Raw genomic sequence first — 14,993 nt, 5'->3', positions numbered from 1 at the left:
AACATAAAATACTGCTATGCTTTTGTGTGGCAGTATTGATTTTAAAATCGAAAACCAATTAAAAAAACAATCATATTTCTCAAAAAATATATAAATTAGATCCACACAATTAATTGAAAAAGCAAATGGTGGAGAATTTTATATATTATCTCGGACTGGTTCTTGTTATTATTGGGGCTATTATGCTGGCCAATCGTTTAAAAGTAGCTTATCCCATTATACTGGTGATTGCAGGGCTGTTGATCAGCTTTATTCCCGGCTTGCCCCCCATAAAAATAGATCCCGAACTTATATTCATCATTTTTTTACCCCCATTGTTGTATGAAGCTGCATTTGCCGTTTCATGGAAGGAAATCTGGAAAATGAGGCGGATCATTACCAGCTTTGCTTTTATTGTAGTATTTCTTACCGCTATATCAGTAGCCTTTGTGGCCAATTCTTATATTCCCGGATTTTCATTAGCATTAGGTTTTGTATTGGGCGGGATTGTTTCTCCACCGGATGCCGTGAGTGCAGGAGCTATTTTAAAGTTTGTAAAAGTTCCTAAAAACCTGTCTACTGTTTTGGAAGGCGAAAGTTTATTCAATGACGCTTCCTCTCTTATCATCTTTAGATTTGCAATGGTAGCGGTAGCAACCGGACAGTTTATATGGCAGGATGCAGCGGTAAATTTTGGATGGATGGTATTTGGAGGGTTAGGGATAGGCGTCGTATTGGCCTTTATCTTTCTTAAAATTGAGAAAATATTCCCCACTGATGTCAATATGGATGCTATACTCAGTTTGGTAGCTCCTTATGTAATGTATATTGCTGCTGAAGAAGTTCACTCTTCCGGAGTTTTAGCCGTAGTAAGCGGCGGATTGTTTCTTTCCATCAGAAGACATGAAATCTTCCGAACTTCAGAATCTAGGCTCAAAGGGTCCAATGTCTGGGAAAGTTTTGTATTTCTGATTAACGGGATTGTATTTCTATTAATTGGACTAGATCTTCCGGAAATTATGGTAGGGCTGGACAAGGAAGGAATAAGTCTTTCCAACGCGGTAGGTTATGGGTTGTTAATTACAGCTGTACTCATTGTGGTGCGCTTTTTTGCTTCTTTTGGAGCTGTTTTTGTAACCTTAATTATGCGTAACTTCATTAATGTAGCAGATAGAGATCCTGGGATGAAAGCTCCAATATTGATGAGCTGGACGGGTATGCGTGGAGTAGTTTCTCTGGCAGCTGCTTTATCCATTCCTGTTGTGATGGATAACGGACAACCTTTTCCCCATCGTGATCTTATTCTGTTCATTACCTTTATTGTGATTTTGGCTACCCTTATCATTCAAGGGCTTACCTTACCGGCATTGATTAAAAAACTTAATTTATCAGATACCGGAGGAGGATATTTGTCTGAGGAAGAATCCGAGCATTATTTGAGAAAAGAAATGCGCAAGGTGGCTTTCAGATATCTTGATGAAAACTATAAAGAGCGAAGAAATGAAAATGAATATTTCAATAAATTGATGGATCGTTGGGAACAGGAAGATAAAGAAGGTTCTACCCATAAATTATCAGATGATGCCAAAGAGATTTATTTTGAAACTCTCGAACAGCAGCGCATCTGGCTGCGGGAAGAAAACAGACGAAATCCGAATATAGACGAGGAATATATAAGACATTATTTAACAAGGCTGGATCTTGAAGAAGAAAGGCTGAGAATGTAAAAAAATAAGGAAATGAATTTAGTAAAACAACTCGGGCAGTTTCCTGATGAAAAAAGAAAGGAATACTTCAGCACACTTCCCAATTATGCCAATGGAAGATTTCAGAATATACTTATCACACCAGCTTTATTAGAAGGAGAAAGTATGACCAAAGCCCTTCTGAACAGTTTGTGTAAGGTAGAAAATACTTCACCCAAATCTGCACTTCCGTTTGTGGTTACAGATCTTAAAAACCTTTCTCCAAAAGAAAATGTTTTGGTATGGTTCGGGCACAGCTCTTATTTTATACAGGTTGATGGCAAAAAATTCTTGATAGATCCTGTTTTTAGTGGAAATGCTTCACCAATGCCCGGATCTATAAAAGCATTTCAAGGAGCAGATTATTATAAGCCGGAACATATGCCGGATATAGATTTTCTATTGATTTCCCACGATCATTGGGATCATTTGGATTATAAAACGGTACAGGCTTTAAAAAATAAAGTGGAAAAGGTAATTTGTGGACTAGGAACTGGGCAGCATTTTGAATATTGGGGCTGGGAATCGGAAAAGATTATTGAGAAAAACTGGTGGGAAAGTATAGATATTGCAGATGGTTTCCGAATTACCCTCACTCCGGCAAGACATTTCTCCGGCAGATTATTAAATAGAAATATATCCCTTTGGACCTCATTTGTATTAAAGACTCCAACCAAGAATCTGTTTTTAGGCGGCGATAGCGGTTATGGAAATCATTTTACCGAAATTGGAAATAAATATGGCCCGTTTGACCTGGCTGTTATGGAATGTGGGCAGTACAACGAAAAATGGCCCTACATTCATACATTACCGGATCAGCTTATTGGAGAAGTAAAGGAATTAAAAGCTAAAAATTTTATCCCTGTTCATCATTCAAAATTCAAGCTTTCTCAGCATGCATGGTTTGAGCCGGTAGAGCTTGCTGCTAAAAATGCGGAAGAAAATAATCAGCCAATTACTTTACCTATTATAGGAGAAAAAGTAGACCTGGACCAATTGGGAAATGTAACCTGGAAAAAATGGTGGGAAGAGTTCTGGTAATAAAGAATTTCTTTATGATTTTCAAATATTTTAACCAGAATGAGAATGTCACTAATACAATTAAAACCTGCCCATCACTGAGCAGGTTTTCCTTATTATCAAAAAAAATAATCACTACTGTGGTTCCTTGTGAGAATCCTTTGTATGAATGATATCGTAAAATACAGCCGGATTAGCTGCATCTGGGGTGATTCTGTAGGTAAATGTAGTTTCGTTCAGTACAAGAATATTTACAGTACGGGTGAAAAGTACATTCCCATTAGCATCTAAGGCAACAAGTGTTCTTGTCTTTCCATCAGGTGAAATAGTCCATGTTCCCTGAGATCTTAAGACATCATTTAATCCGAAGATTTTAAACGTTCCATTAGCTTTAAAATAAGAATATCCTACATAGCCAGCCACGCTTGCATCCGTTAATGCTACAGTAGATCCGCTGTTGTCTTTAGCATCAGTAGTTTTCCATGGAGTAGAGGCTAATGTAAGCTGTCCGTTTTTTGGTTCAGCATGAGTCGTTTTTGTATGGATAATATCATAATAAACTGATGGATCTGTTGCATTAGGACGGATTCTGTATGTGAATTCATTTCTGTTTAAAACAAGAATTTCAACATCACGCTTGAAGATGATTGATGCATCCGGATTTAAAGAAGTAATGCTTCTTGTTTTTCCCTGAGCATCTACAGACCATGTTCCTCTTGATCTTAATACATCAGTTAAGTTGTAAATAGCAAAATTTCCGTCTGCTTTAAAATAAGCAAATCCTACATATCCAGCCACGCTGGCATCTGTTAAGGCTACATTAGCCCCATTTTTATCTTTAGCCCCTGTAGTTTCCCATGGAGTAGAAGCCAGAACTTGTGAGGGAGTCTGTTGTTCGATAATAATTTCGTTATCATCGCTTGAACATGAAACGAAAGAAGCAGAGGAAAGTATCGCTGCAGATAAATAACATAGTTTTTTCAGTGTATTCATAAGGGTATTTTTAAGTCTTTGCAAACTTATTTCTAATCCCTATCAAAACTGTTGTATAAAATATCTCTTTTGTTGTAAAAAATATAACCAATTCTCTATTGGTTTGAATAATATGATATTACCAGCCTGTCACCAAAAGATTTCTAGCCGCTTTTACACTGCATTTCTGATATTTTGAATAGGCCAGTGCTGCTTTGCTTCTGATTTCTTCACCTGATTCATTGTTGAGATAGCCTGTTAAAGCATCATGCAGAATATAGGCTTCAGGAGCCATCAGATGGCTGGACCAAACCAAAGGATTAGCTTTCGTTTCCTGTAATAAAGGTGAGAAAAACTTTTTACTGTAACAGGCTAAAATGATGCAGTCTCTAGTCTGCCCATCTGTATTTTTAAAAGATTCTGATAATTGAAAATCCATTAATCCGTCATGTCCTATATAAGAAATGAGTTTGGAATTGCCGTATAACCCAATCTTGGTATTATTAATAGAAAGTACATCCTTCATCTGCCCTGAACTGCTATAGAAAAAGTCCTTTGTGCAATTTTTGATATATTGCCCGTCATAAGCATCAGCAACCAGGTAATAATCTTTCTTTGAGGTGTGCTGAAAAATAAGCCTTTCCATCCTTATTGAATCCTTTTTTTCAGCCTTTAAAAGTTTCCACTCCTTACTCTTTTTAAAAAAAGTACGGATTCCATAAGCTGCTCCCCAATATAAGTTCTGATCAGGATCTTGTCCGTTTCCTATTTTTTCCGGAACCGGAACAATTCCTTGGTATTTATTATCACATAAGGCAACAAGTACGTGAATCGTTTTAGTATTTTTATCAAAGTTATCAACATTTTTCAGGGTTTCATGGTTTTTACCAAGACCTGCAAGGTTAATCATCTTTTCTTTCGTTTTATTTTCACAGCTTAAAAGGCAAAAAGAGAAACATACTAAAACAAATAAAAACGGATTCTTTATTTTCATGACTTGGCGTATTTTCCTTAAAAGTACAATAAACTGCCTTATGAAAAAAACTATTATCTCGCAGAGAACACAGATTTCGCAGATGATTGAGGATATGAAAATCAAAGATTTTCAAAAACTTTTGTGTACTTTTTGTACTCAAAGCTTTTAACTTAAAATCTCTTAAGTGTTTAAATCTTTTGTGCCTTTTGTGTTTAATTATTTTTTAAGTCTTCTCCTTTATATATTAGAGAATATATTCTTTGTACAATATGAGATTATGACATTTCTGAAAAGCATTATTGATATTTGTGTCTATAGTTTTCACATTGAGTAGGCGATTGCGAAAAATCTGCGTAATCAGCAAAATCTGCGAGAACTTTATCTTTAAAAACTCTATTTTTGAGTATGAATAACAGAAACCGCGGAAAAAATACAGGCGATGATATGCTGTTCGGTTCAGAAAAACAGATCAGCAAGCTGAAATTGGCTGTTCAGGATATGCAGTATTTACTCACAAGAGGATATGCCGAAAAAGCGGCGTCTGATCTTGTTGGAAACAGATATAGATTGAAAACACGACAGATACAAGTCTTGCGTGGTGCATCAGCATCTGAAGAACAAATTTATGACAGAAAGCAGAAACAGCAGAAAATATCAGATCTGAAAGAGAAAACCGTTTACCTTGATGGCTTCAATGTATTGATTCTGTTGGAAAGTTTATTGTCAGAAGCCTATATTTTTGAAGGGGTTGATGGTTGTTTTCGAGATCTCTCCGGTGTTCATGGAACGTATAAGAGGGTCAACCAGACCCAGAGAGCCATAGAACTTGTGGGGATGTTTTTTCAGAAAAGCCAGGTTCAGAAATTGGTTTGGATTTTTGACCAGCCGGTTTCCAACAGCGGAAGAATTAAGCAGATGGTTCTTGATGCTGCGGTGGAAAATCAACTTAACTGGGAGGCCGAACTTGAGTTTAGCCCCGATAAGTTTCTGGCAGAAAGCGCAGCAACAATTATTTCTTCAGATGCCTGGATTTTGGATCATTGCAAAGAATGGTTTAACCTCATCGGCTATCTGATCAAGGAAGAAAACTTATCTGTTAATTTGATACAATGTTATGATCAATAAGTTTGAACACTATATTCCTTTCATTTCAGATGAATGGAAGGAAAAGTATAAGCCTATTCTGGTAGAAGAGCATTTAAAAATGTTGGATGAAAACATTCAAAAATTTCAGGATAAAATATTGGACTGGAATCTGCCTTATTTTAATGAAGAAATAAGTATTGACAGGGAAAAAGTCTTTAATCAGTTTGTCAAGATCTTTACCTGTAATGACACTGATGAGGTTAAAGCAAAGTATTTGGAAAAAATATCATTTGAAGACTGGCTGATTGTTTTAGGGCAAAGGCTAACCTCAGCAAGTATTCGTGATGAAACAGCAGTCCCGCCCCTAACTTCTGTTTTGATTGAAGCTTGCCAGAAGTCCTTTAACGAAGAAATTACCATTGCCCAACGTGCCTGGGAAAAACATACCGGAAGAATGAATGATGATGATTTTTGGGGCGAAGTAAAAGGAAATAATAAGCAGAAACAGGAAAAAGTGATGCAGAAAATTCGGTACATCCTTGAAAATAAAACCTGGTGGAATGTCTTCTTTCATTATAAACACGAATTGGTGTTTGAAGTCCGGGAAAAAGAGGGGCACGGAATTCGCTGGAGCCACAGTGGAACAAAGCTGATAGGGTTTCTGGAAAAATTTATCAATGAGTAGAAAAGTCTGGAAGCGGGAAGAATGAGGCTGGGAGTTACTCTTTGCCGTGAAATTTCTAATCATCTTTTTATAGATTTTAAGGATGTAAAAAAGGAATAGAATTGATCTTTATGACCTTTATAACTTCCTTATTCCAGCTCCCATCTTCCAACCTATTTAGCTAATATTTTTCTACTGCGTAAAAAGATTGCGTACCATTATCATAATTTTGTCCACATAAAACTGAAACAATGAATTTATCAGAACAAAGATTTTCAACGGAAGAATGGGAAATATGCCTCAAGGTACTTTTTGCTTTGAAAGATGATCCTTTTCAGAATCCTGATAATGAAATATTTTCAGGACTGATAACGAAAATACATAAGAATGCCAGGAAGCAGAGCCGTAGTGGGCATTATTCTGAGATGAAATCTCATGATCTCACTATAAATTCTGGTTCTGTGTTGATGCAGAAAGCATTGGCTGGAGTTTCTGCTTTTTATGACGATGAAAAAGATGAGATGAAGCTCACTAAACTTCAAATTCCCAAAAACTGCTACTGCTGTAATCAAAGTTATCAGTATGCTCATTCTTTCTATTCAAGATTATGTCCGGTTTGTGCCGGAGAAAACTATGAAAAACGTTTTGAAAAGGTAGACCTTACAGGACGAAATGTGATCCTGACAGGAGGAAGAGTAAAAGTAGGTTTTGCCACTGCATTGAAATTATTGAGAAGCGGAGCTAATTTGGTTTTGACAACCCGTTTCCCGGCACTTGCTATGGAGCTTATACAGCAGGAAACAGACTATGAAAACTGGAAAGACAGACTTTGGATATATGGGCTGGATCTGAGAAATCTTCAGGCTATTCAGGATTTTATAAATTTCTATAAATTAAATTTTGATACGCTCGATATCCTGATCAATAATGCTGCTCAGACGATTAAATATCCTGATGAATACTATTTTTCGATCATCAAACGTGAAAAGGAAAAACTGATTGATTTTACAGACCTTCAGCATCTGATACCAAATCGTACAGAAATTTCAAATGAAACGGCAAAACTGGAATATGCCCAGAATGAAACAACTCAGGTTGAGCTTACCCGTTTCGGACAGCCTGTAGATAACAGAGAGAAGACGAGCTGGAATTCTACGCTGGAAGAGGTATCAATGTATGAACTGGTAGAGGTAAATCTCATTAATCATATAGCACCCTATTTTCTGATTAAGGAATTGAAGCCTCTGATGAAAAATTCAGTTTTTAAAGAAAAATTTATCATCAATGTGACTTCTTCGGAAGGGATATTCAGCTATGAAAATAAAACGGTGTTTCATCCACATACCAACATGACGAAGGCAGCGCTCAATATGATGACACTTACCTCAGCAAGAGAATTTGAAAATGATCAGATCTATATGAGTGCCGTAGATGTAGGTTGGATTTCTACGGGAGCCAAGGAAAGTTTAAGAAAGAAGCAATTTGAACAGGGGTATATCCCGCCATTGGATTCTGTAGATGGAGCGGCAAGAATTCTGCATCCAATCGGAGAAGGAATAAAAGGGAATTACTTCAGCGGAGTTTTATTAAAAAACTATAAAATTCATACCTGGTAAATTCAAATGGAGATAATAGTATTAAAATGGAAAAACACATTATGCTAAAATGAGTTGCAGGTTCGAGTCCTGCTTATCTCACAACCTAATATAGTAAAAGAAATAGTTTAATCTGGAAAAACTCATTCCTACAGAGTGCATTATCGGTTCGATCCCGGTTTTCTTTTACTTTTAAAAAATAATACCATGTTCAAACGATTATTAATTTTTTTCAATATTATCGATGAAATCCAGATACCTGTTCCGATACAACGGGGTGCAGTTCAAAAACTGGTCAAAGTACAAGAGAAAGAAGAAAGGGATATAGTTCCTAATGCTGAGATTAGCTCTGCAATAACGTTTGTAGAAAGAAGGATAGATGAGAAAATAAAAAAAATTAAAGATTTCAGTGAATACACTCAGAATTACCAAGAATATTGTCTTGAAAAAACGAGCAATCAGCATATGATGAAAGCTTCAAGCTATAGAGTGGTTGACAGTGAAGACAGTACTGAAACATTTTTTATTAAGGAAGATGCCTTCATTATCCATGATGAACATAAAGTCTTACGTGTAGAAAGTCCATATTTTGTAAAGTATATCCAGCAGGAATATAATCCAATAACTCAAATTAGTGAAAATGCATACGACTGATACCACAAAAAGATATAAGATATTCTCTGAAGAAGACTTGGATAATATACTTCCGGGTGAATATGCATCCATAGAGATCTATGCAAAAAATATGACGTTTGGTTTTACTGAAATAGAAGGAAATCTGCTATTACGTGGTGAAGGCTGTAGCTTCCCTGATCTGGTGAACATCAGCGGGAATCTTTCTATAGATGCAGGAAACTGTATTCTTCCAAAGCTTAAGACAATAGGCGGAAGTTTTGCTATGCACGGTCCTGCAGTTTTGGATAAACTTGAAAAAGTAAAGGGAGACTTTAAATGTATCCTCAATTTTGTGTTCAAAAACTCAATAAAAATTGATGGAAGTATTGAGTTGAAAAATGCAGATGTATATGCCGCGGGTAAAAAGCTGAATGATATAAAAAGAGTCATTGTTATCAATCACCAATATCAGGTTGATTTTCTACCGAAAGACGGAGTATTCAATGTAGATGTTTTTGCTGATGATATTACTTTTCTGCATCAGGAAATCCGTGGAAAGATTAATGTTTTGGGTAGCAATGTTTCTTTTCCTAATCTTGAATTTATTCGTGGTCAACTTAAAATTGAAGCCCGGAAAAAGAAAGAACCGGATTTTGAGCCTGATTTTGCAAGGCTGAAAAAAATTGTGGGGAATTTGATCATAGATAAAACTAAATTGTGCCTTCCTGAGCTTAACGAAATAGTAGGAAATATTGAAATCAAAAATAATTCTTATGTGAAATTTCCTGTATTGGAAAAATCGGGAAGCGTTTTTATCAGACAGCATGCAGGAGCGGAGTTTCCGTTTCTGAGAGAGGTTTCCGGAGATCTTCAGAATTATGGTTTTGAAACCTGTTATCTGACTGAATTGAAGATCGTGAAGAAAAGTTTCTATACCCATCAGATCCTTGCGAAAAATATTGAGGAAGTGGGAAATCTGATGATGAACAAATATTGTGAGTTCGACTATCTGAAGAGAATTGAAGGTGTTGTCAGCAGTAATACAAGCTTCAACTTCAAATCTTTGGAATATATCGGGTATTTAATGGAGGACAAACAGAAGAGTTCAAAACTACCTTCTTTAAAAAAGATTGGGCATTATATGTATAATGAGCACGATGGTTTAGAGGATCTTGCTGACCAGATTTATTTTAAGGTGAAGGAAAATCTATATGTTACAAAGAATAAATGCAATATTTCACGACTCAGATCACCCAATATATATCAACATTCTCTTTCTCCGTTGAAAAAACTGGTTTCCATATTAAAATTGAGACATAAAAGTTTTCAAAATTTTCTTACCCGCGAATATGAAAGAGAATGGATTAATTACAGTTCACCCAACTTTATGAAGATCCTAAAGAATATCGAGAAAATATGGGATGAAACAGGAGCTATCCGATATGAAGAATTTTTTACCCACTATGACAGAGAGTTCAGACTTTTCTGTTTCAGCTATCTGGGAGTGGGAACATTAATGGAAAAGTTGGAAGCAAAAAAGATTAATCAGGAGGAGATTTTGATCAACTATTTTGAATATGATAAGAACGGAAATAAGATACCGGTGCGGAGAACTAATCATTACGAAGTGTATGAAGTAGAAAATGAAAAGTTCAGGCTCTCACTTTGGGGAAGAGAACGGCATTCTTATGCTGTAAAATGTTGGTGCCCATCTACAGCAGAAGAACACTGGTTATGGATAGAATCTCAGTATAAAGATAATGCACTGACTGCCATCGCTTCTACATTTAGGGTTCATGAAAATATTATTCCTCATATAAAATGTCTGAAAAGACAGGGAGATTTGTTAATTTGTGAACTGAAATCACAAGTACTTCCAAAAGGTAATATAAGACCTTTAACCGCTTCAGAATATTTCAACCTTTTGGAGGCTGAATCATAAAGAATATATACAGAAACAGTAGTTTAATTGGAAAAACACGCCAAGCACAGGCTGAGTTGCCGGTTCGATCCCGGTTTGTTTCTGTTTTTCAAAACTAAAAATTATGGAAGAATGAAGTTGGAATTTACTTTTAGGGGTATTATGAATAAAAGTAATGATAAAAAATGTAATATCAATTCTCTATGACCTTCATAACCTCCATCTTCCAACTCCCATCTTCCAGCCTGACTAAATAACACAAAAATTTAAAACAAATGAATACATACATTGATATTGGCATCAATCTGACCAATAAACAGTTCTACAACGAACAAGAAGAAGTCATTAATAGAGCTCTGGATAATGGAGTAGACTATATGATCCTCACCGGAACAAGCGTCCGCGGAAGTAAAGAATCCGCAGCAATTGCAGAAGATTATCCTGATATTTTATTTTCAACAGCAGGAATTCATCCTCACGATGCAAAGTCTTTTAATCATGAAAGCATTAATGAACTGAGAAAGCTTTTGAAACAGGATCATGTGATTTCAGTAGGAGAGTGCGGATTGGATTTCGATCGTGACTTTTCACCAAGACCTATACAGGAAAAATGCTATAAAGCTCAATTGGAACTGGCAATAGAAGTGAATAAACCTCTTTTTCTCCATGAAAGATCAGCTTTTAAAAGGTTTAATGAAATCACAGATGATTATCTTTCTCAGCTGCCGGAAGCTGTTGTACACTGTTTTACCGGAACACTGAATGAAGCTAAAATATATCTGGACAAAGGATTCTATCTGGGATTTACCGGAGCCATCAGCGATGAAAAAAGATTTAAACATTTAGAAGAAGTGATTCGATATGTCCCGCTGGACAGAATGATGATAGAAACAGACGCCCCTTTCATGCTTCCGAAGAATATGCCGAGGATGCAGAACAGGCGAAATGAACCCTCATTTCTTCCTTATGTAGCACAGACGATTGGCCACTTGAAGAAGATCAGCATTTCTGAAGTAGCAGACGAAACAACAGAAACCACTAGAAATTTTTTCAGACTATAAAAAAGAGCTCTACTGATACAGTAAAGCTCTTTTTTATGCGGTTGAAACGGTAATCAGCAAATTTGCCTTTCTACCTTTTCTTATAAACTCTTGATTGCAGACTCTAAAGCAAGTTCCATCATTGGTTTCAAAGCAGTTTCTCTCTCATCGGCAGAGATTTTCTCGTGAGTTGGGATAATATCAGTTACAGTTAAGATCGTAGCTGCATTTTTACCTAAATGCTGAGCATTGGCAAACAATCCGAAAGCTTCCATTTCTACTGCAGGGCAGTTGTATCTTGTAGCAATCTCAGGCGTGTTAGGATCTTTTCTGTAGAAAATATCACTACTGTGGATATTGATCGCTTTAGCGTCTATAGATAATTCTTTAGACGTTTCATTGATCGTATTGAAGATATTTCCCTGGTGAGGAAGAATATCACTTTCAATTCCCCATGCATATTTAGCATAGGTACTTTCGCTGGCAGCATTTTCAATATTTAAAATATCAAAAAGCTTAAGATCTGTATTGTAAGCTCCACATGTACCGATTCTTATGATTGTATCTACTTCATATTCTGTAAATAACTCAAAAGAATAGATCCCGATACTAGGGAATCCCATTCCACTAGCCCCTACAGTGATCTCTTTCCCTTTATAAAGACCTGTATAATAAAAGATACCTCTGGTTTTGCTTACCAGTTTTGCATTTTCTAAATAATTTTCAGCAATATACTGTGCACGAAGCGGATCCCCCGGCTGCAATACTACTTTAGCAATTTCTCCTTTTTTAGCACTGATGTGAATACTCATAATGTTATTTTGAATGGCACAAATATAATAACTTTTATATTGACCTTGTCATTGTGGAAAGTGAAATCATAAAGCTGATTTATCAGGGAATAATGTATAATTTGTTGTCAATAAGTACTTTGTTTATTGACTTTGAAGGTGAGTTTTTGAAATTTTATTTCTTTAGGGCTAAAAAGAATAGGTAAATACAGAACAAGGATAGAGTAACAGGGAGCGGATATACCATAATTCTGACAATTAATTTTGCAGTATTAATATTCTTAAAATTAAAAAAATGAAAATAGAACATATTGCTGTTTGGGTAAAAGATCTTGAAAAAACCAGAACATTTTATCAGAAATATTTCGGAGCAACTTCCAATGAAAAATATGTGAATCCTGTTAAAAATTTTGAATCTTACTTTCTTAGTTTTGATAACGGATGCCGTCTAGAGATCATGACCAGAGCAGATATTAAGGAAAGCGAAAACTTTTACGAATCCCAACAGTTTGGAATCATCCATTTTGCATTCTCTGCAGGAAGTAAAGAAAAAGTAAATGAGCTTACAGAAGTTTTAAGAAACGATGGCTATACCATTGCCGGAGAACCAAGGACAACCGGTGACGGATATTACGAAAGTGTCATCCTGGATCCTGAAAATAATATCATTGAAATAGTAGCTTAACCAATCATTGCGAGGAGAGAGCGAAGAAGCAACGTCTTTTCAGGAATATTTCTATTGTTGGAAAACGCAAGGGCGTAAAGCTTTTAAATAATATGCTTTTAAGGCGCAAGAAAATCGAAGATTTTCAGCAAAAGTTACTCTGATTTTTCTAGCCACGAATACACAAATAAAATGATAAAATCCGTGCATTCGCAGCCATTATATACTTTATGAATTAAAAAAAACTGCACATTCAAATAAAGAAAGAATAGAGGTTTTACGCTTTAATAGTATTCCTTTTTCACCACCATTCATAGGGATAAGATCTTACATTATCTCATCACAGACATCTGCGAAATCTGTGCAATTAAATAATTATCGGAAATACATCAACCGCATAAAATTTTATCGCAGATAAAATCCTCCTATGTTTGTATAAGTTATAATTTGCTTTATCTCAAATATTATCTTAGCCATAAAGTGAATAAGAATGAGAGTTGAATAAAAATCCAATAGTTCAAAGAAACATATTCGGCGCAAGAAACGACCTCATTCTTTTTTATCTTTTAGAGTCAGAGCAGAATGTAAGGAATTAAAAACCTCATTTAATATCCAGAATATCCAATCAGGAGAAAAGACGAAGGAAGATATCTCACTTAAAAAGTAATAAAAGATGAAAGTATTAAAACAAGTAGCCGGTATAGATGTGTCTCAAAAAGAATTAGTAGTTACTTTAGGTTGTCTATATGAAGATCAAACTATAAAATTTCTAGCTTATAAGGTATTTAAAAACACAGATGTTGGAATCCCATTATTGATTAATTGGATTGAAAAACAAAGTGTTGAAGATCAGGAAATTCACTATGTTATGGAAGCCACAGGGGTTTATCATCAGAAGTTCGCTTATTATCTTGCTGAGAATAATAAAAAGGTCTATATCGTTTTGCCCAATAAAATAAGTAGCTACCTAAGAACTCTTGATATAAAAACGATAACTGATAAAAGTTGTTCTCAGGCTATTACTCAGTTCGGTCTTGAAAGAAAATTAAATCATTGGAAAAAACCTGATCAGACTTATAATGAGCTGCAACAGCTTACCAGAGAGCGCGATCAAATTGTTCAGGAGCGGAATGTGATAAAAAATCAGCTTCATGCAGAAACTATTCAAGCTTCTCCTCATTTAAAAAGTATAGAAAGAATGCAAGCTCGTATGAATTTGCTCAATGCTCAAGAAAAAGCAATAAAGAAAGATATCGATACTATTATCAATACTAATCCTGTGATAAAACAATTGATAGAACGACTTACAACAATACCGGGAGTTGGTGTTTTAACTGCGGTTACTGTTTTGGGAGAGACCAATGGCTTTGAACTGATTAGAAACAAGTCTCAATTATCAAGTTATGCAGGGTTAGATGTTAGAGAAAAACAATCTGGAACGTCGGTAAAAGGTAAATCACGGATATCAAAAAAAGGAAATAGAATGTTAAGGAAATGTTTGTTTTTGCCGGCTTTAACAATTGTGAAGTGGGATGATAACTTCAAAGAAGTTTATATAAGACTCACTTCAAAACATGGAATAAAAATGAAGGCTTTAGTAGCAATCCAAAGAAAAATATTAGAATTGATCTATATTCTTTTTAAAAATGAAACCGTTTATGACGGTAAATATAAATCAAAAAATAGCGTGAAAACTGAGATAGTATAGCACGCTACAGAGTCTAGCTCTAGGCCGACTTAAAAAACAAATTTACAAAAAAATATAAATATTATTTGCAGATTAACACAGAATCTTGCACCTTAAAACAGCATGATATTAAACCATCTTAGCGCCTTAGCATTTTCCAACATACCATTCTTTCAAAATAAAGAAACTATCACTCGAAGCCTTAAAAGCCGTATTTTTCCAGCAGCGGCATAATTTA

The 14,993-nt window shown here is 35.5% G+C and carries 13 protein-coding genes and 2 tRNA genes; 12 read left to right on the top strand and 3 right to left on the bottom strand.

The window, feature by feature from the left end:
- The first annotated feature begins 125 nt into the window (after positions 1 to 125).
- Positions 126 to 1,706 (top strand): Na+/H+ antiporter, encoded by a 1,581-nt coding sequence (locus tag H5J24_RS19135; RefSeq protein ID WP_068939921.1) that lies wholly within the window; start codon positions 126 to 128, stop codon positions 1,704 to 1,706.
- Positions 1,707 to 1,718: 12 nt separating this feature from the next.
- Entirely contained in the window at positions 1,719 to 2,765 is a 1,047-nt protein-coding gene (locus H5J24_RS19130) for an MBL fold metallo-hydrolase (RefSeq protein ID WP_068939919.1), read from the top strand.
- A 114-nt stretch (positions 2,766 to 2,879) separates the two neighbouring features.
- Here H5J24_RS19130 and H5J24_RS19125 read toward each other — a convergent pair whose 3' ends face one another.
- Complete coding sequence (locus H5J24_RS19125) at positions 2,880 to 3,737, bottom strand: DUF4822 domain-containing protein (protein ID WP_068939917.1); 858 nt, start codon at positions 3,735 to 3,737, stop codon at positions 2,880 to 2,882.
- Between the two features lie 118 nt (positions 3,738 to 3,855).
- Complete coding sequence (locus H5J24_RS19120) at positions 3,856 to 4,710, bottom strand: hypothetical protein (protein WP_228407570.1); 855 nt, start codon at positions 4,708 to 4,710, stop codon at positions 3,856 to 3,858.
- A gap of 387 nt (positions 4,711 to 5,097) precedes the next feature.
- On the opposite strand from H5J24_RS19120, the gene H5J24_RS19115 reads away from it, so the two are divergent.
- The 8 genes from H5J24_RS19115 (at position 5,098) to H5J24_RS19080 (ending at position 11,634) form a co-directional block, all read left to right on the top strand.
- Complete coding sequence (locus tag H5J24_RS19115; protein WP_068939915.1) at positions 5,098 to 5,817, top strand: DUF434 domain-containing protein; 720 nt, start codon at positions 5,098 to 5,100, stop codon at positions 5,815 to 5,817.
- The gene (locus tag H5J24_RS19110; RefSeq protein WP_228407569.1) at positions 5,807 to 6,463 is read left to right on the top strand and encodes a hypothetical protein; all 657 of its coding nucleotides are present in this window, start codon (positions 5,807 to 5,809) and stop codon (positions 6,461 to 6,463) included. Before H5J24_RS19115 ends, H5J24_RS19110 begins: the two co-directional genes overlap by 11 nt.
- Before the next feature lie 230 nt (positions 6,464 to 6,693).
- Positions 6,694 to 8,058, top strand: a complete 1,365-nt coding sequence (locus H5J24_RS19105) for an SDR family NAD(P)-dependent oxidoreductase (protein WP_068939913.1) — start codon at positions 6,694 to 6,696, stop codon at positions 8,056 to 8,058.
- A gap of 9 nt (positions 8,059 to 8,067) precedes the next feature.
- A tRNA-Ser gene (locus H5J24_RS19100) sits at positions 8,068 to 8,139 on the top strand.
- 105 nt (positions 8,140 to 8,244) lie between these two features.
- The gene (locus H5J24_RS19095) at positions 8,245 to 8,691 is read left to right on the top strand and encodes a hypothetical protein (protein WP_082810983.1); all 447 of its coding nucleotides are present in this window, start codon (positions 8,245 to 8,247) and stop codon (positions 8,689 to 8,691) included.
- Positions 8,678 to 10,594 (top strand): hypothetical protein, encoded by a 1,917-nt coding sequence (locus H5J24_RS19090; RefSeq protein ID WP_068939911.1) that lies wholly within the window; start codon positions 8,678 to 8,680, stop codon positions 10,592 to 10,594. Before H5J24_RS19095 ends, H5J24_RS19090 begins: the two co-directional genes overlap by 14 nt.
- A gap of 12 nt (positions 10,595 to 10,606) precedes the next feature.
- Positions 10,607 to 10,677: transfer RNA gene (locus H5J24_RS19085), tRNA-OTHER, on the top strand.
- Positions 10,678 to 10,848: 171 nt separating this feature from the next.
- Complete coding sequence (locus H5J24_RS19080) at positions 10,849 to 11,634, top strand: TatD family hydrolase (RefSeq protein WP_068939909.1); 786 nt, start codon at positions 10,849 to 10,851, stop codon at positions 11,632 to 11,634.
- 80 nt (positions 11,635 to 11,714) lie between these two features.
- Here H5J24_RS19080 and deoD read toward each other — a convergent pair whose 3' ends face one another.
- Positions 11,715 to 12,425, bottom strand: a complete 711-nt coding sequence (gene deoD, locus H5J24_RS19075; RefSeq protein WP_068939907.1) for a purine-nucleoside phosphorylase — start codon at positions 12,423 to 12,425, stop codon at positions 11,715 to 11,717.
- A 274-nt stretch (positions 12,426 to 12,699) separates the two neighbouring features.
- On the opposite strand from deoD, the gene H5J24_RS19070 reads away from it, so the two are divergent.
- On the top strand, positions 12,700 to 13,089 hold the full coding sequence (locus H5J24_RS19070) for a VOC family protein (protein ID WP_068939905.1): 390 nt from the start codon (positions 12,700 to 12,702) through the stop codon (positions 13,087 to 13,089).
- A 652-nt stretch (positions 13,090 to 13,741) separates the two neighbouring features.
- Entirely contained in the window at positions 13,742 to 14,776 is a 1,035-nt protein-coding gene (locus tag H5J24_RS19065) for an IS110 family RNA-guided transposase (protein WP_068939903.1), read from the top strand.
- Positions 14,777 to 14,993 lie beyond the last annotated feature (217 nt).

The sequence above is a fragment of the Chryseobacterium capnotolerans genome, from assembly GCF_021278965.1.
In the GTDB taxonomy this organism is placed as follows: Bacteria; Bacteroidota; Bacteroidia; order Flavobacteriales; family Weeksellaceae; genus Chryseobacterium; species Chryseobacterium capnotolerans.
Note: the sequence above shows the minus strand (reverse complement) of the source record. Positions and strands in the feature narration are given on the sequence as shown.